Source organism: Thalassolituus alkanivorans (assembly GCF_020447205.1).
GTDB classification, from domain to species: Bacteria; Pseudomonadota; Gammaproteobacteria; order Pseudomonadales; family Oceanobacteraceae; genus Venatoribacter; species Venatoribacter alkanivorans.
Map to the genome: position 1 here is coordinate 417,142 of NZ_JAJAEL010000035.1, position 21,024 is coordinate 438,165.

General features: G+C 54.6%; 21 protein-coding genes. 16 read left to right on the plus strand and 5 right to left on the minus strand.

What is annotated here, in order from left to right:
• Positions 1-8 precede the first annotated feature (8 nt).
• The 6 genes from LGT44_RS12425 to LGT44_RS12450 are packed head-to-tail and all read left to right on the plus strand — an operon-like array spanning position 9 to position 4,080.
• A complete protein-coding gene (locus LGT44_RS12425; RefSeq protein WP_230332601.1) occupies positions 9-671 on the plus strand; it encodes a riboflavin synthase in 663 nt (220 codons plus the stop codon).
• A gap of 12 nt (positions 672-683) precedes the next feature.
• Positions 684-1,799 (plus strand): bifunctional 3,4-dihydroxy-2-butanone-4-phosphate synthase/GTP cyclohydrolase II, encoded by a 1,116-nt coding sequence (ribBA, locus tag LGT44_RS12430; RefSeq protein WP_145469911.1) that lies wholly within the window; start codon positions 684-686, stop codon positions 1,797-1,799.
• Between the two features lie 13 nt (positions 1,800-1,812).
• Positions 1,813-2,289, plus strand: coding sequence for a 6,7-dimethyl-8-ribityllumazine synthase (gene ribH, locus LGT44_RS12435; RefSeq protein ID WP_225692089.1), 477 nt, complete (start codon positions 1,813-1,815; stop codon positions 2,287-2,289).
• 5 nt (positions 2,290-2,294) lie between these two features.
• Positions 2,295-2,765, plus strand: a complete 471-nt coding sequence (gene nusB / locus LGT44_RS12440) for a transcription antitermination factor NusB (RefSeq protein ID WP_145469913.1) — start codon at positions 2,295-2,297, stop codon at positions 2,763-2,765.
• A gap of 19 nt (positions 2,766-2,784) precedes the next feature.
• Positions 2,785-3,741, plus strand: a complete 957-nt coding sequence (gene thiL / locus LGT44_RS12445; protein ID WP_230332600.1) for a thiamine-phosphate kinase — start codon at positions 2,785-2,787, stop codon at positions 3,739-3,741.
• Positions 3,742-3,768: 27 nt separating this feature from the next.
• Positions 3,769-4,080, plus strand: coding sequence for a DUF1330 domain-containing protein (locus tag LGT44_RS12450; RefSeq protein WP_230332599.1), 312 nt, complete (start codon positions 3,769-3,771; stop codon positions 4,078-4,080).
• A gap of 63 nt (positions 4,081-4,143) precedes the next feature.
• Here LGT44_RS12450 and rsgA read toward each other — a convergent pair whose 3' ends face one another.
• A complete protein-coding gene (gene rsgA, locus LGT44_RS12455; protein WP_230332598.1) occupies positions 4,144-5,208 on the minus strand; it encodes a ribosome small subunit-dependent GTPase A in 1,065 nt (354 codons plus the stop codon).
• 340 nt (positions 5,209-5,548) lie between these two features.
• Here rsgA and LGT44_RS12460 point away from each other — a divergent pair, with 340 nt between their 5' ends.
• The 6 genes from LGT44_RS12460 (at position 5,549) to LGT44_RS12485 (ending at position 11,030) form a co-directional block, all read left to right on the plus strand.
• Positions 5,549-5,848 carry a DUF1244 domain-containing protein gene (locus LGT44_RS12460; protein WP_230332597.1) on the plus strand — a complete coding sequence of 100 codons (300 nt, stop codon included), beginning with the start codon at positions 5,549-5,551 and terminating at the stop codon, positions 5,846-5,848.
• Positions 5,849-5,974: 126 nt separating this feature from the next.
• Complete coding sequence (locus LGT44_RS12465) at positions 5,975-6,688, plus strand: SIMPL domain-containing protein (RefSeq protein ID WP_230332596.1); 714 nt, start codon at positions 5,975-5,977, stop codon at positions 6,686-6,688.
• A 21-nt stretch (positions 6,689-6,709) separates the two neighbouring features.
• Entirely contained in the window at positions 6,710-6,952 is a 243-nt protein-coding gene (locus LGT44_RS12470; RefSeq protein WP_230332595.1) for a DUF1653 domain-containing protein, read from the plus strand.
• On the plus strand, positions 6,952-7,428 hold the full coding sequence (ybaK, locus tag LGT44_RS12475) for a Cys-tRNA(Pro) deacylase (protein ID WP_145469920.1): 477 nt from the start codon (positions 6,952-6,954) through the stop codon (positions 7,426-7,428). Before LGT44_RS12470 ends, ybaK begins: the two co-directional genes overlap by 1 nt.
• A gap of 288 nt (positions 7,429-7,716) precedes the next feature.
• A complete protein-coding gene (locus LGT44_RS12480) occupies positions 7,717-8,139 on the plus strand; it encodes a hypothetical protein (protein WP_225692082.1) in 423 nt (140 codons plus the stop codon).
• Positions 8,140-8,228: 89 nt separating this feature from the next.
• Positions 8,229-11,030 (plus strand): CHASE domain-containing protein, encoded by a 2,802-nt coding sequence (locus tag LGT44_RS12485; RefSeq protein ID WP_230332594.1) that lies wholly within the window; start codon positions 8,229-8,231, stop codon positions 11,028-11,030.
• 4 nt (positions 11,031-11,034) lie between these two features.
• Here the strand turns inward: LGT44_RS12485 and LGT44_RS12490 are convergent, their stop codons facing one another.
• Complete coding sequence (locus LGT44_RS12490; protein WP_230332593.1) at positions 11,035-11,565, minus strand: BLUF domain-containing protein; 531 nt, start codon at positions 11,563-11,565, stop codon at positions 11,035-11,037.
• Positions 11,566-11,701: 136 nt separating this feature from the next.
• The gene (locus tag LGT44_RS12495; RefSeq protein WP_230332592.1) at positions 11,702-13,075 is read right to left on the minus strand and encodes an aminotransferase family protein; all 1,374 of its coding nucleotides are present in this window, start codon (positions 13,073-13,075) and stop codon (positions 11,702-11,704) included.
• 175 nt (positions 13,076-13,250) lie between these two features.
• On the opposite strand from LGT44_RS12495, the gene LGT44_RS12500 reads away from it, so the two are divergent.
• The 4 genes from LGT44_RS12500 to astB are packed head-to-tail and all read left to right on the plus strand — an operon-like array spanning position 13,251 to position 18,386.
• Complete coding sequence (locus tag LGT44_RS12500; protein ID WP_230332591.1) at positions 13,251-14,501, plus strand: hydrolase; 1,251 nt, start codon at positions 13,251-13,253, stop codon at positions 14,499-14,501.
• Positions 14,495-15,541 carry an arginine N-succinyltransferase gene (locus LGT44_RS12505; RefSeq protein ID WP_230332590.1) on the plus strand — a complete coding sequence of 349 codons (1,047 nt, stop codon included), beginning with the start codon at positions 14,495-14,497 and terminating at the stop codon, positions 15,539-15,541. Before LGT44_RS12500 ends, LGT44_RS12505 begins: the two co-directional genes overlap by 7 nt.
• On the plus strand, positions 15,538-16,980 hold the full coding sequence (gene astD / locus LGT44_RS12510) for a succinylglutamate-semialdehyde dehydrogenase (protein ID WP_230332589.1): 1,443 nt from the start codon (positions 15,538-15,540) through the stop codon (positions 16,978-16,980). The genes LGT44_RS12505 and astD overlap by 4 nt, the downstream gene beginning before the upstream one ends.
• Positions 16,977-18,386, plus strand: coding sequence for an N-succinylarginine dihydrolase (gene astB, locus LGT44_RS12515; RefSeq protein WP_230332588.1), 1,410 nt, complete (start codon positions 16,977-16,979; stop codon positions 18,384-18,386). Before astD ends, astB begins: the two co-directional genes overlap by 4 nt.
• Positions 18,387-18,440: 54 nt before the next feature.
• Here the strand turns inward: astB and LGT44_RS12520 are convergent, their stop codons facing one another.
• A complete protein-coding gene (locus LGT44_RS12520; protein ID WP_230332587.1) occupies positions 18,441-19,814 on the minus strand; it encodes a class II fumarate hydratase in 1,374 nt (457 codons plus the stop codon).
• Between the two features lie 217 nt (positions 19,815-20,031).
• The gene (locus tag LGT44_RS12525) at positions 20,032-20,922 is read right to left on the minus strand and encodes a LysR family transcriptional regulator (protein ID WP_230332586.1); all 891 of its coding nucleotides are present in this window, start codon (positions 20,920-20,922) and stop codon (positions 20,032-20,034) included.
• Positions 20,923-21,024 lie beyond the last annotated feature (102 nt).

The window sequence follows — 21,024 nt, forward strand, 5'->3', positions numbered from 1 at the left end:
GAAAGTCCATGTTTACCGGAATTATTGAAGCCATCGGCACCGTAGCCGCGGTTAAAAACCAACAGGGCGACCTGACGCTGCAGATCAACAGCGGCACACTCGATCTGGCCGGTGTAAAACTCGGCGACAGCATTGCTACCAACGGCGTCTGTCTGACCGTGGTTGGTCTGCCCGGTAATGGCTTTATTGCCGATGTGTCGCGCGAATCACTGGCGCACACCCACATCGGGCGCTGGAGCGCAGGCACCAAAGTCAATCTGGAAAAAGCCATGCTGCCGACCACGCGCATGGGTGGCCATCTGGTTACCGGCCATGTTGACGGCGTCGGCATCGTGAAAAAACGCAGCGCCGATGCACGCTCGATCCGCTTTACCATTGAAGCACCAGCGGCACTGCGTAAATACATCGCCGCCAAAGGCTCGGTCACGGTTGATGGCGTCAGCCTCACCGCCAATGCATTAAGCGCCGACGGCTTTGAGCTGAATATCGTGCCGCACACCGCCCAGCAGACCACGTTAATCGGTCTGCAACCCGGCAGTGAGGTACACCTGGAAGTCGATATTATTGCGCGTTATCTGGAGCAGTTACTGCGCCCGGACAACAGCGCCGAACAGGCACCGGACACTGGCATCAGCCAGGCGTTTCTGGCGCAAAACGGATTCTGGAAATAACAGGCTGAACACATGGCACTGAATAAAATCGAAGACATTATCGCCGATATCCGCCAGGGCAAAATGGTCATCCTGATGGATGATGAAGACCGCGAAAACGAAGGCGACATTATTGTTGCCGCCGAAAAAGTAACGCCGGAAATCATCAACTTTATGGCCAGCGAAGCACGCGGTTTAATCTGCCTGACCTTAACCGGTGAGCGTTGTGATTACCTCGGCCTGCCAGCCATGGTAACCGGTAACGGTGCAAAATTTTCCACGCCTTTTACCGTCTCTATTGAAGCGGCCGAAGGTGTGACCACCGGTATTTCCGCGGCTGACCGTGCGCATACTATCCGTGTCGCCGTTGACTCCTACACCAAGCCGGAAGATATCGTACAGCCTGGCCATATATTCCCGCTGCGCGCCCGTCCCGGCGGTGTATTAAGCCGTGCCGGTCATACCGAAGCCGGTTGCGATCTGGCGCGTCTGGCGGGCCTGATTCCGGCCGCGGCCATCGTCGAAGTGATGAATGCCGACGGCACCATGGCCCGCCGTCCGGATCTGGAAGTGTTTGCCGCCAAACATAACCTGAAAATCGGCACCATCGCCGATCTGATTCACTACCGCATCGCCAACGAAAAAACCGTGGAAGTGATCAGCCGTGACAGCGTGCACACCGAATTCGGTGAATTCACCCTGCACACCTTCCGCGACACGATTCAGAACGAAACGCATCTGGCACTGACCATGGGCGATATCCGTGCTGACGAACCCACCCTGATCCGCGTGCAGACCAACAATATGCTGCGCGACGTACTGGGTCTGCGCAAACCGGAATCCGACAGCTGGTCATCGACCCAGGCACTGAGCCGTATTGCCGAAGAAGGCAAAGGTGCACTGGTGCTGTTGTCCGCCGGTCAGAGCGAATGCGTGAGCGACAGTCTGGATGATTTCTTCGGCCGTGCGCGTCCGCTGCGCAGCCCGAATAAAGACAGCTCCGGCGCCTTTTTAACCATTGGTACCGGCTCGCAGATTCTGCGTGAACTGGGCGTGCAGAAAATGCGCCTGCTCAGCTCCGAAATGAAATACAGCGGCATTTCCGGCTTCGATCTGGAAATTGTCGAGTACATCCCTTTTAACGAATGAATGGATAAAAACCATGAAACACATTAATACCATTGAGGGGAACCTGACCCCGAACGACGGCAAATACGCCATCGTAGTTGGCCGCTGGAATGCCTTTGTTGTTGAAAGCCTGCTGGAAGGTGCGGTGGATTCGCTGCTGCGTCACGGCGTGGACGAAGAAAACATCACCATCATCCGCGCGCCGGGTGCTTTTGAGATTCCACTGGTTGTGCAGAAAGCCGCAGCGACCGATAAATTCGACGCCATTATCGCACTGGGTGCGGTTATCCGTGGCGGTACACCGCATTTCGAATACGTGGCCGGCGAATGTGTGAAAGGTCTGAGCTCTGTCTCTCTGGAATTCGGTATTCCGGTTTCCTTCGGTGTGCTGACCGTCGATACCATCGAACAGGCGATTGAACGTTCCGGTACCAAAGCCGGTAACAAGGGCGAAGAAGCAGCCATGTCTGCCTTCGAAATGGTTGCCCTGCTGAAAGCCATGGAGGCCTGATTTTCATGTCCCGCACTTCCGGCAATCAGAAAGCCAGCCCGGCAGCCCGTCGCAAGGCTCGCCATTACGCTGTTCAGGCTCTGTACCAGTGGCAACTGGCAGGCGCGGATCTGTCTCAGATTGAGGCTGAATTCCGCACCGATAACGACATGAGCAAGGTGGATCTGGAATATTTCCACGACATTCTGCACGGAGTGCCCCGCGAGAAAACCCTGCTCGACGAAAAAGTAGCACCGCTGCTCGACCGCCGCATGGACGAAATGACACCTGTCGAACTGGCGATTGTGCGCCTTGGTGCTTTCGAAATGCTGCGCCGCATTGACGTGCCGTATAAAGTCGTGATTAACGAAGCGATTGAGCTGGCCAAAACCTTCGGTGCTACCGACGGTCATAAGTTTATCAACGGCGTTCTGGATAAACTGGCCCAGCGTGAACGCAGCGTTGAAATCCGCGGACCACGCGCTGCCCGCGACTGATCGCTAAACGGAGGCTGCCATGAGCAAAGCAACTGGCTCCGGTGAATTCGCACTTATCCGCGAATTTTTTGCCTCCGGTTTTCCGCGTAATCAATACACCCGTCTGGGCGTGGGTGACGATGCCTCCATCGTTATGCCGCCCGCCGGTTGTGACCTGCTGCAAAGCATCGACACCCAGGTGGCCGATGTGCATTTTCCTGCGACTGCTCCTGCCCATTTAATTGCCCAGCGCGCGCTGCGTTGTGCCGCCTCCGATCTGGCTGCCATGGGCGCTGAGCCGCAGGGATTTCATCTGGCGCTCACCTTACCTAATGCAGAGCATGAATGGCTGGCTGATTTTGCCAGCGGTTTACGCGATGCTGCCCACGTACTGGATCTCGATTTACTCGGTGGCGACACCACCTCCGGCTCCTGTCTTGTTATTACCATTCAGGTTCAGGGCTGGGTACCGGCCGGAATGGCCCTGACACGTTCAGGAGCACAGGCGGGCGATGATATCTGGGTGTCCGATACCATCGGCCGTGGTGCACTGGCCCTGCCACAAGTGCTGGAAAATCCGGCGCAATTCAGTGGCCTGGCACGGCATTATTATTTTCCGCAGGTGCAGACGCCGCTGGGCATTCAATTGCGTGATCTGGCCAGCAGCTGCATGGATATTTCCGACGGTTTATTACAGGACGCCGGGCATATTGCCCGCGCTTCCGGCGTCACCCTGGAATTAGACGCCACGGCGATTCCGACCATTGCCGAACGCACTGACAGCCGCTGGCTGCAGTGCATTACCGGTGGCGATGATTATCAGTTGTTATTCACCATACCGGCGGAGCGGCGCAAGGAAGCAGAAGCGTTACGTGATGAGTTTTCCGGTATTGCCCGTATAGGTAAAGTCATTACCCATAACGGAGAGGATGTACTGGTGCAGGAAAATGATCATATATTAACGCTGCCGGAGCACGCCGGTTTTCAACATTTCTGATCCTGATAAGCACGAAAGGGAATTTTTATGGGTTATGAACGCGTAATGGGACTTCACGTTACTGACGACGTGGGCTATCAGCAATACCGCGATGCCATGCTGCCAATCCTGACGACCTACGGCGGATCTTTTGGCTACGACTTCCGTATCGCTGAAGTACTGAAAACGAAAACAGCCGATAATATCAACCGGGTTTTTACCATTGAATTTCCCGACCAGAAAACCATGGAAGCTTTTTTTGCTGATCCCGAGTATCTGGCAATAAAAAGTCGCCATCTTGACCACTCAGTCGCCAGCCGGACCATAATCGCAATGTATAACAATGCGACCGAACTGTAATTTCAGAGTGTTGCTACATAATAAAAGCCCGGAAAAATCCGGGCTTTTATTATGAACGAACCATTACTGATCCGGACGTTTTTGCCGTTTACGCTCATTAAGAATGCGCTTATGCAGCTTACCAATTTCCCGCTCACCGGCACGGCGTTGTGCCAGGGTTGCGCTGTTCAGCTGCTGCTCACGCTGCAGTTTTTCATAATGGCGTAAACGCCGTTCATCCAGCATGCCATTGTGCAGCGCCTGACGTACCGCACAACCGGGTTCATTACTGTGTCCACAGTCGGCAAAACGGCATTGTCCGGCCAGTTCTTCGATATCGGCGAAGGTCTGCGCCAGACCATCGGCGCAATCAGCCAGCTGCAACTCACGCATGCCCGGTGTATCCAGAATCATCGCGCCACCCGCCATACTCAGTAATGAACGCCGGGTCGTGGTATGACGGCCCTTACTGTCGTCCTCGCGGATAGCCGCAGTAGCCTGTATCTCCTGCCCCAATAACTGATTACTGAGGGTCGATTTACCGGCACCGGATGAACCCAGTAAGGCAACGGTTTTACCACAACCACACCAGGGCATTAATTGCTGAATACTGTCCTGCGCAAACGCACTGACACTGACCACCGCCAGCAGAGGGTCAAGCTTTTGTACCTGCTGACGATAGTCTTCTGCCTGCTCACACAGGTCTGCCTTGCTGAGCACCACCACGGCTTCCGCACCACTTTCGTGAACAATGCTGAGGTAACGTTCAATACGGTTCAGATTAAAATCATCATTTAATGAGCAAACGATAAATGCTGTATCCACATTGGCGGCAATTAACTGCATTCCGGCTTTAATGCCTGCTGCACGGCGCTGAAAGCAACTGAGCCGTTCAAGCCGACGGATAATCTGTGGTTGCTCACTGTTATCCAGCAGCAACCAGTCACCGACACACACAGCGCCATGCTGACTGAACGCCGCGGGTGTATAAGGCAGACGAACAATGCCCTGCCCGCCACTGACTTCCAGCAATGTTTTATGTTGCTCTAGCACCCGCACCGGATGGCCATGCTGCCATTCTTCGAGGCTGAGTTGTTGTTGAAAAAATACCTGCCAGCCAAGACCGGCAAGAGAAGGTTGAGATGTCATATGAACCCCTGACGCCAGGCGTCATCATGCTCTGCAGGTCTGCGCCGGATAACAGGCAGCAAAAAGCCTTGCAGAGAAGCATGTAAAAAATACAGGGGGGCATTTTTGCCCCGGTTTAAAAGTTCAGTAAACCGGGCGGGGAAAGCAGAAAACAGCGTTGATGCAAAGCATCAGATTATGCGGATTAAGCTGCAATACAGGCCCGGTCAGAAGTTACGACAATCATCAAATATTCTCCTGACGGTTAAAAAAGGTGGTTCACTATATTACGTAATAAACAACGCAACAAGCCTGCGACATCGTTTACACTGAGTGCTTTGCCATCGTTATGGAGACATTTATGACACCCGACCAGCAAACCGCCATTGAAGCTGCCGTGCTGCGCCGCCTGCTTAAGCATCTGGACGAGCGTAAGGATGTACAGAATATCGACTTAATGAACCTCGCCGGTTTTTGCCGTAACTGTCTCGCCAAATGGACTGTCAGTGCCGCGGAGGAGCAGGGCGTAGGAATGGATTATGACGCCGCCCGGGAAAAAATTTATGGCATGCCTTACAGCGAGTGGAAAGAAAAGTACCAGCAGGAAGCGACAGCCGAACAATTAGCAGCCTTTAATGCCGGCCAGGAAAACAAGTCATAATGTTTCCCCTGTACCTTATCCTGTAACACTGCGGCGTAAAGATCAGGCAAAGACCCGCCATCTGCCGAACCGCTGGCAATATGCTGTATCGAATACGCCTAATAAACCGTCCTTCAGGAAATAACCATGAAACTGAACACCGCTTCTGCCGCTTTACTGTTTTCTGTCTGTGCTTTATTCAGCGCTCAGCCTGCACTTGCCGGTGACGACCGCTATATCGATGTTACCGGTCAGGGCGAAGTGGCAGCTTACCCCGATTATCTGCAGCTTAATCTGACCGTCAGTGATACCCAGCCGACTGCCAAAGCGGCCAAGGCCAAAGTAGATACGGCGATGAACAATGTACTCGCCATCAGCAAAAAGCTCGGTATTAAAAAAGAGGATATCGACGCCGCACACATCAGCAACCAGCCGGTATTTGAGTACGACTACAGCATTGGCCGGAATAAGCGTGAATATAAAGGTGAACAGGTCAGCCGTAATGTCAGTCTGACGCTGCGTGATATGGAGCAATACGGTGTACTGGTACATGAGTTGCTGCAGAATTCGCTGGTAAAGCTCCATAACACCGAACTGCGCTTTAACGACCGCGCCGCTCTGGAACAGCAGGCGATGACGCTGGCACTGACCAACGCCCGCAATAAAGCCAGCAGCATGGCCAAAGCTCTGGATAATAAACTGGGTAAAGTCCTGCACATCGAAGAACAGGGTGGCGGTGGCCAGCCAATGTTTGAAATGCGCGCTATGAGTATGGCTAAATCGGATTCAGCGCCTGCTCCGATGCTGATCCAGAAGCAAAGCATTAACGCCAGTGCCGGCGTACGTTTTGAACTGAAGTAATACGTTTTAAAAGGAAAACCAATGAGCGCACAAGCCGCAGCCCCGCAGATTACTCCGGGAATTTACCGCCATTACAAAGGTAACGATTATCAGGTGCTGGGACTGGTGCGCCACAGTGAAAATGAAGAGTGGCTGGTGCTGTACAAAACGCTGTATGGCGATTTTTCCAGCTGGGTGCGGCCGTATGCGATGTTTGTTGAAAGCATAGAGCACAACGGCGTACTCCAGCCTCGTTTTCAGCTGATCAGCCCGGAGGCCTGCTGATGACACCCGCGATTAATTGCGCCAAAAAAGCCGGTATTACTTTTAATGTGCATGAATATCAGCACGACCCGGCGGCCGAATCCTACGGCGAAGAAGCCGCCGAAGCGCTGGGGCTTGATCCTTCACTGGTATTCAAAACCCTGCTGGTCAGCTTAACCGGCCATAAAAGTACGCTGGCCGTCGCGGTGCTGCCGGTAACCCATATGCTCAGCCTGAAAGCCATTGCCAAAGCACTGGGCGCCAAAAAAGCCGAAATGGCCGACCCTAAACTGGCTGAACGCACCACCGGCTATATTGTCGGCGGCATCAGCCCTATCGGTCAGAAGAAAGCCCTGCCAACGGTGATCGACAGCAGCGCAGAAGCCTTATCAAGGCTCAACGTCAGCGCCGGTCGTCGTGGTCTGGAAATTGAACTGGCTCCGGAAGATCTGGCAAAGCTCACGCGCGCAGTCTTCGCTCCTATAACCAGCGAATAGCCGCTGCCAGCGACTAATAACCAGCAACTGACGGCCTCCCCTCAACATATCGCCAGCGCACATCAGGTGCTGGCGGTGATCCCTCCCGGCCAGCAGGGCCACTGCCACTGTTATTCTGTCGACTGCAACACAGCTTTGCACGTTTATGGCAGAACTTTTGTCGCGGGCCGCTGGACGTGAGCGGCAAGGCTGTGCAGAATTCCTCCCCTTGCGGCCAACAGGCCGGATAGCACCAACTAAAGCACCCTGACCACCAACCACAGATCAGCCAATCACAGACCAGCCAGCATGAACGAGCCGAACCACTCCGTTTTACATCCAGTCACAGCCCTGCGCTCAGTCATCGCCTTAAGCCTGACCACACTGCTGGCTGCCTGCAGTCCTGTCGCTTATAAGCCGGTTCTGAACGATGGTGTGGAACAGCAGAATGGTTATCTGGATAAAGAAATTGCTCCTGGCGTCTATGTGATTGAAGTGCGCCAGATCGGCGGTTATCAGTTTATTCTGAATTACGACGACACCATCACGACGTTTAAACAACACTGGCGCCGCCGCGCGACCGAACTCTGCAGCGCAGGCTATGTTGGCGAGCCCGAAGTGCTGTTGCCCGCAGAGGCGCGCCTCGAAGAGTTTCATTGCAATCTGCGCTACTGCCAGGATTACCCCATCGTCTCTGGCGTAGCTTACTGCCACCAGCGCTACTCTCTGTAATCAGTTCCGGCCCTGACCTGCCCAGCCTCTGATCCGCCCTGACGCCAATCCACGTCTATACTTCGGACACTCAGGCGGGAGAGGGACCCATGCGCCATTCCATTATTCATTTTTTGATCGCAGCTCTGAGCTATGCCATTGCCGCCCGCTTTGGTCTGGCACTGGCAATTCCGCCAGGCTTTGCCTCTGCCGTCTGGCCGGCGGCCGGCATTGCTCTGGCAGCAGTAACAGCCCTGCGCCTTTGGCCTGCATTACTGGGAATTGGCTGCGGTTCATTTCTGATTAATCTGGCAATCATCAGCGGTGATTACCACAACCTGACAGCCACAGCCCTTATTGCACCGTTATGCATTGCCAGTGGTGCAATGTCACAGGCGGCTGGCGGTTATCTGTTACAGAATCGTTTTATTGGTAAAGCCCGACTGCTGGAATCGCCCCGCACCATTCTGTTATTTACCCTGATCATCGCACTCGGTGGCTGCCTGATTGCCAGCACTATTGGTGTAACAACGCTGTTCTTTAATGGCATCATTACTGCCGACCAGTATTTTTTCACCTGGTTAACCTGGTGGATTGGCGACGCCATCGGTGTATTGCTGTTTACCCCGCTGCTGCTCAATATTTTTTATTACCGTAAGCAGCTGACACGCAGTCGCCTGTTGCAAAGTACGGTGCCAACTACAGTGATTTTTCTTCTGGTATGGGGAATTTTTTATATTTCGATTGGGCACCGGCACTATGAAAATCAGCAAGTTATTTCCGGAAAATCAGACAACATCGCCCGCGAGCTTGATGCTCTCCTGACCACCGCGGAGCATAAGCTCGTTGCTTATGCAGCCCTGTTCAATGCATCTGAACATGTCTCTTTCACTGAATTCAACGCTTTTTCTAAAGTCATTCTGGATGATGACCCGGTGTTCTATGGTGTCGGCTGGACACCCGTTGTGGCACAGACAGAGCGCCAGGAGCTGGTTAACGACATGCGTCAGCAAGGGTACCCTGATTTTGAACTGACTGAGTTCAAAGCCGATGGATCATTAGCAAAAGCTGCAGACCGTGACGAGTATTACCCTGTGTATTACCTCTATCCGCTGGAGCAAAACCGCCGGGCATTTGGCCTTAATCTCGCTGCGAATCCGGAGCGGCGGGAAGCTTTGATGAACGCCCGCAAGCTGCGCCATCCTGTTGCTACAGCCCCTATTGTTCTGGCGCAGGAATCAGGAGAGAAAAAAGCCACCATTATTTACATGCCGATATTCGATACAACAGCAGCGCTGCGCGATAGCAAAAAAGAGAATTATTCTGAATTTATTGGTTTTGCCAGCGGAGTACTGAAGATTCATGGGTTGCTGGAAAACATCTGGCAGGAAGCCCTGCGACTTGGCTTATCGATTCAGATAATCGACGTCACTGACAAAGAAAGACCACAGGAACTTTTTACCGCCAATACTGAACCATTGTCAGGTTATCAGGAGAAGAGTTACCTCAATTATTTTTCCGGACGTACTTACCACATACAGATATATGCCAACAAAGACTACGTTATCGATGACAAAGACTGGGCCAGCTGGGTTATTTTAACCGGCGGTTTTTTGCTGGCTGCTATTATGCAAATGTTTATTCTGGTCGTTACGGGATCGCTGGAATACATCAGGGATCAGGTACGGATAAAAACCGAAGATCTGACCATCGCCATGCAAAAGGCCAACGCCGCTAATAAAGCAAAGTCACAATTTCTGGCCAACATGAGCCATGAGTTCCGCACACCGTTAAATGCCATCATTGGCTTTACTCAGTTATGTCTGAAAACCCTGTTAAACGATAAACAGAAAGACTATCTGACAAAGGTACAGTTGTCTTCTCAAACATTATTGGCTCTGATTAATCAATCCCTGGATTATGCCAAGATAGAATCCGGAAGAATGGAGCTGGATAACGCCAGATTTTCACTGGAAAATATCCTGAAAAAAATCGGTGCACTGTTTTTATTGCCAACCAGAGATAAAAACCTGGAATTCAGTATCATTCTGGAAACAGACATTCCGGCCTTTTTTATGGGAGACGCCCTGCGGGTTGAACAGATATTAATAAACTTACTCAGTAACGCATTCAAATTTACATCCGCAGGCAATATCTGTTTACGCCTGAATTACGATGACAGGAAGCAGTACCTGCATGCCAGGGTCAGTGATACCGGCATAGGCATCAGCGCCAATCAGATAAAGTTTTTATTTGAGGCTTTCCGCCAGGCTGACGCATCAACCAGCCGCCGTTTTGGCGGTACCGGCTTAGGACTGAGCATCAGCAAAGAACTCGCTGTACAGATGGGTGGGGATATCACCATCAGCAGTCAGGAAGGTGTTGGCAGCGAATTTCATCTGTGGTTGCAATTACCGCCGGCACAACCCGAAGGGGCGCTGCTCAGTAGCGGAATTTTTCCATGTACAGAAAGCAATAACTCCGAACCAGCCGGCCCGGCAGATGTTCCGGCTGAATCTTCCCGGAATTTGCCTCTGCAAGGTAAGCATATCCTGCTGGCAGAAGATGCTCTGATGAATCAGTTACTGGCGCAGGAGCTGCTTGAAAGCTTTGGTGCCCGGGTAACCATTGCCAACCATGGCCAGGAAGCACTGGACCTTCTGCAGCAGGAACTGAACCCTGATCTGATTCTGATGGATATTCAGATGCCGGTTATGGATGGACTGCAAACCAGCCGCACCATCCGTCAGCAGCCACAGTATTCCCATATTCCTATCATCGCGATGACCGCCAATGCCATGGAAAACGATGTGACTGACTGTCTGGACGCCGGAATGCAGGCCCATATTGCCAAACCGATTGATGCTGAAAAACTGCAGGCGTTATTACTCTACCACCTGCATCTTCACTGATTATTCAGCGGGATGCCGTACGCTCCGCAGAACCAAACAACTGTTGTAACCAGCGGCGCCAGGCAGGTTGCGCTGAACCCGGTTGAGTCTGTTTATCCTCGCTGTCACTACCGCTGCGAACCTGAAGTTGATGGAAAAACTGCACCAACAAATCGAGGTCATCCTGACTTAATTCAAACGGATTGAAGTAGTCGTAGCCACGGGAGCGCAGGAAAGTGCGTACACTTTTTTCAGCCGGAATATATTTCATCGACCAGTTGCGGAATAAGCGCTTTTCAATAGTGCTACGGCTGAGAATAACCTGATTATGATGACGACTGTCTTCACAGATACGCTGATACAAAGCATCAACAGCATCAGCCTCCCCTTCCAGACACTGCAGAAAAAAGCCATCGCCAAGGTACAGAACGCCTCCGATCTCGCGCCGCGCGTTATTACTGCGCGATTGCGTCAGAATCCGCCCCAGACGGGGATCAATCCGGTCGTTACCAACAGAGAAAGATGCGTGGCTGGCATATACAAGTCGGATCAACATACAACTGTCCCACAAAAAAATGTCAGACTATTTTCTTCATCCCTCCCAATCGGCACCAATAACAATTACCGATACAGGCTATAGGCGAAATTAATCACCCGGAAAAGGAGCCTCACCCGACCTAATCCGTTCGCTGCTAAGCCGGCAGCTGTTCATTAACAGCCTCCTGCAAGGCCATCACCAGAGTATCAATCTGTTCGCGCGAAATGGTTAAGGGCGGCGAGATTGCCAGGGTTGCCACGCTGGGCAAAGGCCGCACAATCACGCCCCGTTCGCGTACGGCATTACTGACCTTAAGCGGCCATTTTTCACCGGCATCCGGCAATATTTTCTGCGCTTTATCGGCCACCAGCTGCACCCCGGCGAGTAAACCGCGACCGCGGATTTCGCCCACATGCGGATGTCCGTCAAACACGTCATGCAACCGCTGATGCAGGTAAGCACCGTTTTCCCGCGCTTTCTCCACCAACCCTTCGCGCTCCAGCAACTCAATATTCGCCAATGCTACCGCCGCGCCGACCGGATGGCCGGAGTAGGTATAGCCGTGGGAAAAGGCGCCGAGTTTATCGGAGCCCTGTTTCAGCACCTGCCAGATATCATTGGTAATAAAAGCCGCCGACATCGGAAAATAGCCACTGGTCAGACCTTTGGCCGTGGCCATCATATCCGGCACCAGCCCCAGCTGGGGTGAACCAAACCAACTTCCCAGCCGGCCATAACCGCACACCACTTCGTCGGCGACCAGTAAAATATCGTGCTCAGCCAGCAGCGCTTTAAGCTTTTGGTAATAACCGGCGGGCGGCTCGATAATGCCACCGGCGGCATGAATGGGCTCGGCAAAAAAGGCAGCGATATTCTCAGCCCCGGTGGTGTTGATTAACTGCCGTACTTCGTCGATTAAACGCTCACAGAATTGCACTTCGTCTTCACCGGGCAAAGCGCGGGTGTAGAAATGCGGACACTCGACCCGCAGCACAAAATCCAGCGGCAGCGGAAATTCTTTATGGAAACCACCCAGCCCGGTCAGGCTGGCGGTGCTGACCGACGTACCGTGATACGCCTGCTGACGGGCGATGACTTTAATTTTTTTATGCTGGCCGCGCAGCGCATGATAATGCCAGGCGATTTTAATCAGCGTGTCGTTGGCATCGCTGCCACCACTGCCAAAAAATACTTTGCCCAACCCGGCCGGCGCGATACTCAGCAGTTTTTCCGCCAGTTGTACCTGCCAGGGGTTCGAGGCATTGCTGAAGGTGTGGTAATAGCTGAGTTTTTCTGCGGCCTCTTTCATTGCCTGCGCCAGTTCAGCACGGCCATAGCCGGCATTCACACACCAGAGTCCGCCGACCGCATCCAGATATCGCCGCCCCTGCGCGTCTTCAATCATGCAACCATCGGCGGCGCAGATCATCTGCGGGCCATTGCTGAGCAATGCGCTGATGGATGAGGCCGGGTGCAAAATGACGTCCGCATCTTCAGCGATCAGCTTTTTCAGGTCAGAATCATCCATAAGGCACTCCTTTTATTTTCAGGGCCTGTCGGCCCTAAAGCGCATAAAAACAGACAAACCGGTCAGGCTGTATTTTCAGTGTAATCCGCTTCTGAGAAAGTAAACGGATTGCGGTAATGGTCATTGCCGATGCGTTAATGCTATACCTGTCACAGGACGAATGAAGGAGGCGTATATGCCCCTCACAGGCAATGCTGAGCGGCAGGCACTGTTGGCTGCACTGGAAGCCCGTACCGGCAGTATGATCGATACTCTGCGGGCGTTATGTGAAATCAACTCCGGCAGCCGCCACCTGAGCGGCATCCGTCAGGTACAGGCTGGCCTGCATCAGCTGTTTGCACCGCTATCCGATACGGTGGAATACCGTGAACTGGCGCCCCTCAGCCAGATTGCCGACAACGGCAGCCTGCTCGAATCACCCTGCGCACCGATGCAGATCTTCCGCGCCCGCCCCGACGCCGCGCTGCAGATTCTGTTTACCGGCCACAGCGATACCGTCTTTCCCGCCAACAGCGCGTTTAACCAATGCGAAATCCGCGCTGACCGCCTGCACGGCCCCGGCACCGCCGATATGAAAGGCGGACTGGTCATGCTGGCCGAAGCCCTGCACTGGCTGCAGCAGTCGCCATTAAAAGAACATTTTGGTTTTACTCTCGCCATATCTCCCGACGAAGAAATCGGCTCACCTTCCTCTGCGCCGGTATTGGCCGAACTGGCCGCACAGGCCCATGTCGGTATGACCTACGAACCGGCGCTGGAAGACGGCACTCTGGCCGGAGCGCGCAAAGGCAGCGGCAACTTTACCCTCAGCGCCCGTGGCCACAGCACCCATGCCGGACGCGATTTCTTTTCCGGCCGCAATGCCGTACTGGCCATTGCCGATGCCGCACAACAACTGGCACAGCTCAGCGATCAGCAACAGGGCATCACCGTCAACATTGGCCAGATCAGCGGTGGCGGCGCGGTGAATGTGGTACCGGATCAATGTATCTGCCGGTTTAATGTCCGCATGGATGAAGCCTCACAGATGGCCGTGCTTGAACAACAGATGCAGCAGATCGTGCAAAAAGTGCAGACCAGCAGTGGCTGCGAGCTGACCCTGCACGGCCACTTTAACCGCCCGCCCAAGCCGATGAACGAACGCCAGCAGGCGCTGTTCAGCCTGCTGCATGAATGCGGTGCTGAGCTGGGGCTGGATATCCGCTGGGTCGCCACCGGCGGTTGCTGCGAAGGCAATAATCTCGCCGCCGCCGGTCTCGCTAATATTGATACCCTCGGGGTGCGCGGTGCCAATATTCATACCGAACAGGAATACGCCTGCACCGACAGTTTTGCCGAACGCGCGGCGCTGACGGTGGTCTTTATCGAAAAGCTGATTCAACGGAAGCTGTCTACCCCTGACAAGGAGAACCCCGCCTTATGCTGATTGTCCGGCCGGCCATCGCCGCTGATGTACACGACCTGCTGGAGCTGGCAGAAAAAGCCGGTGAAGGTATGACTTCTCTGCCGCAGGACGAAGGTGCCCTGCTCGACCGGATTCAGCTGTCCTGTGACAGCTTCGAACGTCAGGACAAACACCGCGACGACTTCTTTTTTCTGGTGATGGAAGACAGCCGCCACAACAAGGTGGTCGGCACCGCCGGCGTACACGCCATGACCGGTGCGCGTCAGGCGTTCTATGCCTACCGTCTGATGAGCCTGACCCACCATTCCCACTCGCTGAATAAGCAGGTCCGCAGCCAGCTGCTGCACCTGACCAACGACTACACCGACTGCTCCGAAGTCGGCGCACTGTTTCTTGACCCCACCTACCGTGGCAACGGCCACTGGCTGGCACGCTCGCGTTATCTGCTGATGGGTCTGTTTGCCGGACGCTTCGCCGAGTCGGTTATCGCCGAGCTGCGCGGCTGGACCGACGAACAGGGCAACAGCCCGTTCTGGGATGCCATTGGCCGCCACTTTTTTCAGATGGAATTCGATGAGGCCGATACCCTGTGTGGCATCGGCTCTAATCAGTTTATTACCGAGCTGATGCCCAAATACCCGATCTATACCAGCCTGCTGCCGGAAGCGGCACAGGCCGTTATCGGCAAGCCCGCCGACGCCGGCCGGCGCGCCAAACAACTGCTGGAACTGGAAGGTTTCAGCTACGACCGGGTGGTGGATATCTTCGACGCCGGGCCATTGATGCGCGCCGAGCTGAGCAATATCCGCAGCGTGCGCGCTATCCGCCAGCTGAGCAGTGCGCTCTGCGCCGACACCAGCGACGATGAAGACGCCGATGACAGTCAGTCGCTGATCATCGCCAACCCCAGCTGGCAGCAGTTCCGCGTGATCTGTACCGAAGCGCAACTGATAGCGCAAAACGGCCAGCAGCGGCTGGCTCTGAGCGCCAGTGCATTGGGTCATCTGGGCGTACAACCCGGCCAGCCACTGGCCTTTATTCCGGAACAGCTGGGGGCATGATGAGCCTGTTAATCAATGGCCAGTGGCTTGCCGGTGAAGGCCCGGAATTTGAATCCTTAAACCCGGCCGACGCTACACCGGTCTGGCGTAAGGCCAGCGCCAGCGCCGCTCAGGTTGCTGCTGCCGTTGCCGCCGCCCGCACCGCCCAACCGGCCTGGGCCGCTCTGGGTTTTGAGCCGCGCCTGCAGATACTGCAGGCCTTCGCCACACAGCTACAACAACAGCAGGAGGCTTTGGCCGGCACCATCAGCCTCGAAACCGGCAAACCGCACTGGGAAGCCCTGACCGAAGTCAGCGCCATGATCAACAAGGTTGATATCAGCATCCGCGCCTATCAGCAGCGCACCGGCAACAACCAGCCCGGTCTGCAGCATCATGCCCACGGCGTCATGGCCGTATTCGGCCCTTATAATTTTCCCGGCCACCTGCCCAATGGCCATATTGTGCCGGCGCTGCTGGCGGGCAACACCCTGGTCTTTAAACCCAGCGAAGAGACGCCGTTATGCGCCGAAAAAACCGCAGAACTGTGGCAGGCCGCCGGTCTTCCGGCCGGCGTACTGAATCTTCTGCAGGGCGGGCGTGAGGTTGGCGAAGCTCTGGCGCAGCAGCCGATTGATGGCCTGCTGTTTACCGGCTCCTCCAATACCGGGCGCCTGCTGCACCAGCAATTTGGCGGCCGTCCGGAAGTGCTTTTGGCGCTGGAGATGGGTGGCAACAATCCGTTAATTGTCGATGGTAACGTGCATGCGCAACACGCCGCCGAGCTGATTGTACGCAGCGCCTTTGTCAGTGCCGGGCAACGCTGCACCTGCGCCCGGCGCCTGATTCTGACGGGCACAGCCGCGCAGTGCGACGCCATCGTAAAGGCACTGCTGGCAGTCTGTGCGCGGCTGATTCTGCAACCAAAGGGCGATGAGCAGGCGTTTTACGGGCCGCTAATCAGCGCCCGTGCGCAGCAGCAATTGCTGGCCGCGCAACAACAGTTAATCAGCCTCGGCGGAAAAGCATTACTGAGTATGAGCGCCATTGGCAGCGCCGGTTTTTTACTGTCGCCTGGGCTGATCGATATGACCGGCGCGCAGCCCGCGCCGGATGAAGAATGGTTCGGCCCGCTGCTGCAGCTGTACCGCACGACCCGCTTTGACGACGCCATCAGACTGGCCAACAACAGCCGCTTTGGTCTGGCCGCTGGTTTAATCAGCGATGATCCACAACAGCAGCAGCAGTTCCGCGCGCAGATCCGCGCCGGGGTTATCAGCATCAACGCACCGACCGCCGGAGCCTCCAGCGCACTGCCGTTCGGCGGTATCGGTGCCAGTGGCAACCACCGCCCCAGCGCCTTCTATGCCGCCGATTACTGCGCCTGGCCACAGGCCATCAGCAGTGGCCCGTTAACCCACGATTACGTTTCCCCTTCAGGTACAGGTTTCCGTCCATGAACACCCAAACTGCCCAGACTGCTCAGGAACAACAGGAACAGGAACAACAGGCTCAACAGACCGTGCAGGAAGTTAACTTTGACGGGCTGATCGGCCCGACTCACCATTACGGCGGTCTTGCCAGCGGTAATCTGGCCTCCAGCCGCAATGCCCTGAGCCGTTCCAGTCCGAAACAGGCGGCGTTGCAGGGGCTGGAGAAAATGCGCACGCTGCTGAACATGGGTTATCCACAGGGCTTTATGCCACCGCAGATGCGTCCCGACCTGAACGTGCTGCGCCGCCTTGGCTTCAGCGGCAGCGATCACCAGCTGCTGAACCGCGCTGCGAAAGAAGCTCCGGCGCTGTTGTCGATGGTGTATTCCGCCTCCTCCATGTGGGCCGCCAATGCCGCTACCGTCACACCATCCGCCGACAGCAACGACGGCCGGGTGCACTTTACCCCGGCCAACCTGCTCACCACCGCCCACCGCGCCATCGAACATGAACAGACCTTCATTACTTTAAATGCCATGTTCCCTGATAAAGAACGCTTTGCCGTGCATCCGGCGTTACCGGCGATTCACCGCTTTGCCGACGAAGGTGCGGCCAACCACACCCGCCTGAGTGCCGATTATCAGAGCCCCGGGGTAGGCTTATTTGTTTATGGCCGTGATACCAATACCGATCTCGCCGCGCTGACGTTTCCGGCACGACAAAGCCGTGAAGCCTGCGAAGCCATCGCCCGCCAGCACGGATTGCGCCATGCCGTTTTTTTACAGCAGAGCCGTCATGCGATTAATGCCGGTGCGTTTCATAACGATGTAGTGGCCGTCGGTAACGGGCCACTGCTGTTTTTTCATGAGCAGGCTTACGAAGACAAAGCGCGCGACCGCGCCTTCAGTGAATTAAATCAGTGGCTGCCACTGCAAAGCCTGTGCGTACCAGCCAGCAAAGTCAGCCTCAGTGACGCCATCAGCAGTTATTTATTTAACAGCCAGCTGCTGGCCGCCATTAACGCTGACGGCAGCGCCGATATGAACAACATGTGTTTAATTGCCCCTTCAGAATGCGCCGATAATCAGGCCGTAAAAACCTATCTGAATGAACTGCTGACGGATAACAGCCAGCCTATCCGTCAGGTGCAGTTTGTTGATGTGCGCCAGAGTATGAGCAACGGTGGTGGCCCGGCCTGCTTACGTTTGCGGGTGATATTAACGGCCCGCGAACGGGCGGCGGTAAATCCGGCCTTTATGCTCAGCGACGAAAAAATCAATAGCTTACAGGATTGGGTAAAACGCCATTACCGCGACGAATTAGTACCTGCGGATCTGGCCGACCCAGCCCTGTTTGATGAATCAAAGAATGCTCTGGACGAGCTGACACAGATGCTCGGACTGGGAAGTTTTTATGGTTTTCAGCAAGCATAATAAACGCTGAAAATAACTGGCGCGGCTATGAATATGCCGCGCATATTTAAACGTTTATTTGCCTGTTAACAGTTTAGGCTCAAGCAAACGCTCCAGCTCTTCCCGGCTTAAATCGGTATGTTCCAGTGCTACATCAATCACCGGCCGGTTTTCTTTATACGCCTGCTTGGCGATTTCAGCGGCTTTTAAATAACCAATCACCGGATTTAATGCTGCTACCAGAATCGGATTACGCGCCAGCGCTTTATTCAGATTATCTTCGTTTACCTTAAAACCACTGATAGCGTTATCGGCCAGTAAACGGCTGACATTGGCCAGCAGGCTCAGACTTTCACACAGATTACGCGCCACCAGTGGCAGCATGACATTTAACTCGAAATTACCGGACTGACCGGCAATGGTAATCGCGCTGTCGTTACCGATCACCTGCGCACAGACCATAGCCACCGCTTCCGGAATTACCGGATTTACTTTGCCTGGCATAATAGACGAGCCGGGCTGCAGTGCCGGTAATTCAATTTCGCCCAATCCGGCCAATGGCCCTGAATTCATCCAGCGTAAATCATTGGCGATTTTCATTAACGAAACCGCACAGGTTTTTAACTGGCCCGACAAGGCCACAGCAATATCCTGAGTAGCAATATGAGTAAAGGGATTGTCTGCCGGAGTAAAAATCGTACCGGTTAATACCGACAATTCGGCACAGAACGCACCGGCAAACTGTGCATGGGCATTCACCCCGGTACCGATGGCGGTACCGCCCTGTGCCAGTGACTGAATCGCCGGCTGCTGCATTTTTAAGGCGTGAATATTCTGCGCAATCTGTGTAGCCCAGCTGTTCAGGCTCTGATCCATACGCAACGGCATGGCATCCATTAAATGGGTGCGACCGGTTTTAACAATATGCGCAAGACTCACGGCTTTGCGTTCGATACTTTGCTGCAGATGCTCCAGCGCCGGTAATAATTGCTGCTGCAACAATAAAGCGGCACTGATATGAATCGCCGAGGGAATGCTGTCGTTACTGCTCTGTCCGGCATTAACGTGATCGTTCGGGCTGACCGTTTTCTGCAGAGTGCGTGCAGCCAGCGTGGCCAGAACTTCGTTGGCATTCATATTGGAGCTGGTGCCGGAACCGGTCTGAAATACGTCCAGCGGAAAATGCTGCATCATGTCAGGACTCTGCAGCAACGACTGCACCGCCTGTTCAATGGCGACGGCGATATCCTGATCCAGTTCGCCCAGCTTACTGTTGGCGCGCGCAGCGGCGGCTTTTACCAGTAACAGTGCACGGATAAATGGCTCGGGCAGAGTCTGACCACTGACCGGAAAATTATTGATCGCCCGCTGGGTCTGGGCACCGTAGAGAGCATCAGCCGGTACCTGTAACTCGCCCATGCTGTCGCGTTCGCTGCGGAAGTCACTCATGCTGTATTCCTATGTCATTAATACGGTCTGTATCCTTTGACAATAAAGAAGCAGAGCCTGCTCGGCCAATACTGATTGGTTATCAGCCCGATAAGAATAACGCTGAGCCGCGTTGCCATACCCACAGAACAATCAGTCCCACAGAACAATCAGTCCCACAGAACAATCAGTCCCACAGAACAATCAGTCCCACAGAACAATCAGCCCCACAGAACGATCAGGGCCGCAACACATCCTGCTGCCAGTGCTCCGCAGCAAAATCAATAAAGGCACGGATAACCGGCTGCTGATAACTGCGCGATAAATACACCGCCCACAAGGCATGTTGCGGCAGCGGATAGTCTTCCAGCAACGGTTCTAATGCCCCACTGACCAGCAACGGATTGCCGAGGTCACAGGGCAGCCGGGCAATACCCATGCCCCTGCAGGCGGCACGCACCAGCACGCCCATATCATTGGCGAACAGGCTGCCGTTCACCTCCTGCTCCAGCAGCTGACCGTTATGCAGAAACTGCCAGCGCTGCTGCACCAGATGAATCAGACAGTTGTGGCTGGCCAGATCCGCCGGTGTTACCGGCTTGCCGTAACGGGCCAGATAGTCCGGGCTGGCACAGAGCATGGAATCCACCGCCATCAGCCGCCGGGCAATCAGGCTGTCATCCGGCTGCACGGTATAACGCAGGGCAATATCGACCCGCTCGTCCACCAGTTGGGCATTTTTATCCGACAGCAACAGGTGAAAACGCACCTGCGGATGCTGGGCGCTGAAGCGTTCAATCAGATCCAGCAGCAGGTTCTGACCCAGGCCAATCGGGCTGGCAATGCGGATATCGCCCACCAGCTCGGCCGTATGCAGCCGCGCGCGGCTCTCCAGTTCGGCGGCTTCGCTGAGAATGCGCTCGCAGTAACGCAAGGCTTCTTCGCCGGCACCGGTCAGACTGGCCCTGCGCGTGGTGCGGTGCAGCAGGCGCAGTTGCAGCCAGTCTTCCAGCTCCTGTACATCGCGGCTGACACGCAGCCGGCTCTGGCCAAGCTGCTCAGCCGCTGCGGTAAAACTGCCGCAGGCGGCGACTTCAACAAAACTGCGCATGGCATTGAGTTTATCCACAGCCGCCCCTTATTTGATCAGTATCAGATACAAACACGATCATATACGAATATTTATCGCCACACACCGAACCAATAGACTGGTCGCATTCAAACACAGATA

Coding starts and splice junctions, on each gene's coding strand:
- astB (WP_230332588.1), top strand. CDS start 16,977: ATGAACACCCAAACTGCCCAGACTGCTCAGGAACAACAGGAACAGGAA.
- nusB (WP_145469913.1), top strand. CDS start 2,295: ATGTCCCGCACTTCCGGCAATCAGAAAGCCAGCCCGGCAGCCCGTCGC.
- LGT44_RS12520 (WP_230332587.1), bottom strand. CDS start 19,814: ATGAGTGACTTCCGCAGCGAACGCGACAGCATGGGCGAGTTACAGGTA.
- rsgA (WP_230332598.1), bottom strand. CDS start 5,208: ATGACATCTCAACCTTCTCTTGCCGGTCTTGGCTGGCAGGTATTTTTT.
- LGT44_RS12450 (WP_230332599.1), top strand. CDS start 3,769: ATGGGTTATGAACGCGTAATGGGACTTCACGTTACTGACGACGTGGGC.
- LGT44_RS12500 (WP_230332591.1), top strand. CDS start 13,251: ATGCCCCTCACAGGCAATGCTGAGCGGCAGGCACTGTTGGCTGCACTG.
- ribBA (WP_145469911.1), top strand. CDS start 684: ATGGCACTGAATAAAATCGAAGACATTATCGCCGATATCCGCCAGGGC.
- LGT44_RS12425 (WP_230332601.1), top strand. CDS start 9: ATGTTTACCGGAATTATTGAAGCCATCGGCACCGTAGCCGCGGTTAAA.
- thiL (WP_230332600.1), top strand. CDS start 2,785: ATGAGCAAAGCAACTGGCTCCGGTGAATTCGCACTTATCCGCGAATTT.
- ybaK (WP_145469920.1), top strand. CDS start 6,952: ATGACACCCGCGATTAATTGCGCCAAAAAAGCCGGTATTACTTTTAAT.
- LGT44_RS12490 (WP_230332593.1), bottom strand. CDS start 11,565: ATGTTGATCCGACTTGTATATGCCAGCCACGCATCTTTCTCTGTTGGT.
- ribH (WP_225692089.1), top strand. CDS start 1,813: ATGAAACACATTAATACCATTGAGGGGAACCTGACCCCGAACGACGGC.
- LGT44_RS12470 (WP_230332595.1), top strand. CDS start 6,710: ATGAGCGCACAAGCCGCAGCCCCGCAGATTACTCCGGGAATTTACCGC.
- LGT44_RS12505 (WP_230332590.1), top strand. CDS start 14,495: ATGCTGATTGTCCGGCCGGCCATCGCCGCTGATGTACACGACCTGCTG.
- LGT44_RS12465 (WP_230332596.1), top strand. CDS start 5,975: ATGAAACTGAACACCGCTTCTGCCGCTTTACTGTTTTCTGTCTGTGCT.
- LGT44_RS12460 (WP_230332597.1), top strand. CDS start 5,549: ATGACACCCGACCAGCAAACCGCCATTGAAGCTGCCGTGCTGCGCCGC.
- LGT44_RS12480 (WP_225692082.1), top strand. CDS start 7,717: ATGAACGAGCCGAACCACTCCGTTTTACATCCAGTCACAGCCCTGCGC.
- LGT44_RS12495 (WP_230332592.1), bottom strand. CDS start 13,075: ATGGATGATTCTGACCTGAAAAAGCTGATCGCTGAAGATGCGGACGTC.
- astD (WP_230332589.1), top strand. CDS start 15,538: ATGATGAGCCTGTTAATCAATGGCCAGTGGCTTGCCGGTGAAGGCCCG.
- LGT44_RS12485 (WP_230332594.1), top strand. CDS start 8,229: ATGCGCCATTCCATTATTCATTTTTTGATCGCAGCTCTGAGCTATGCC.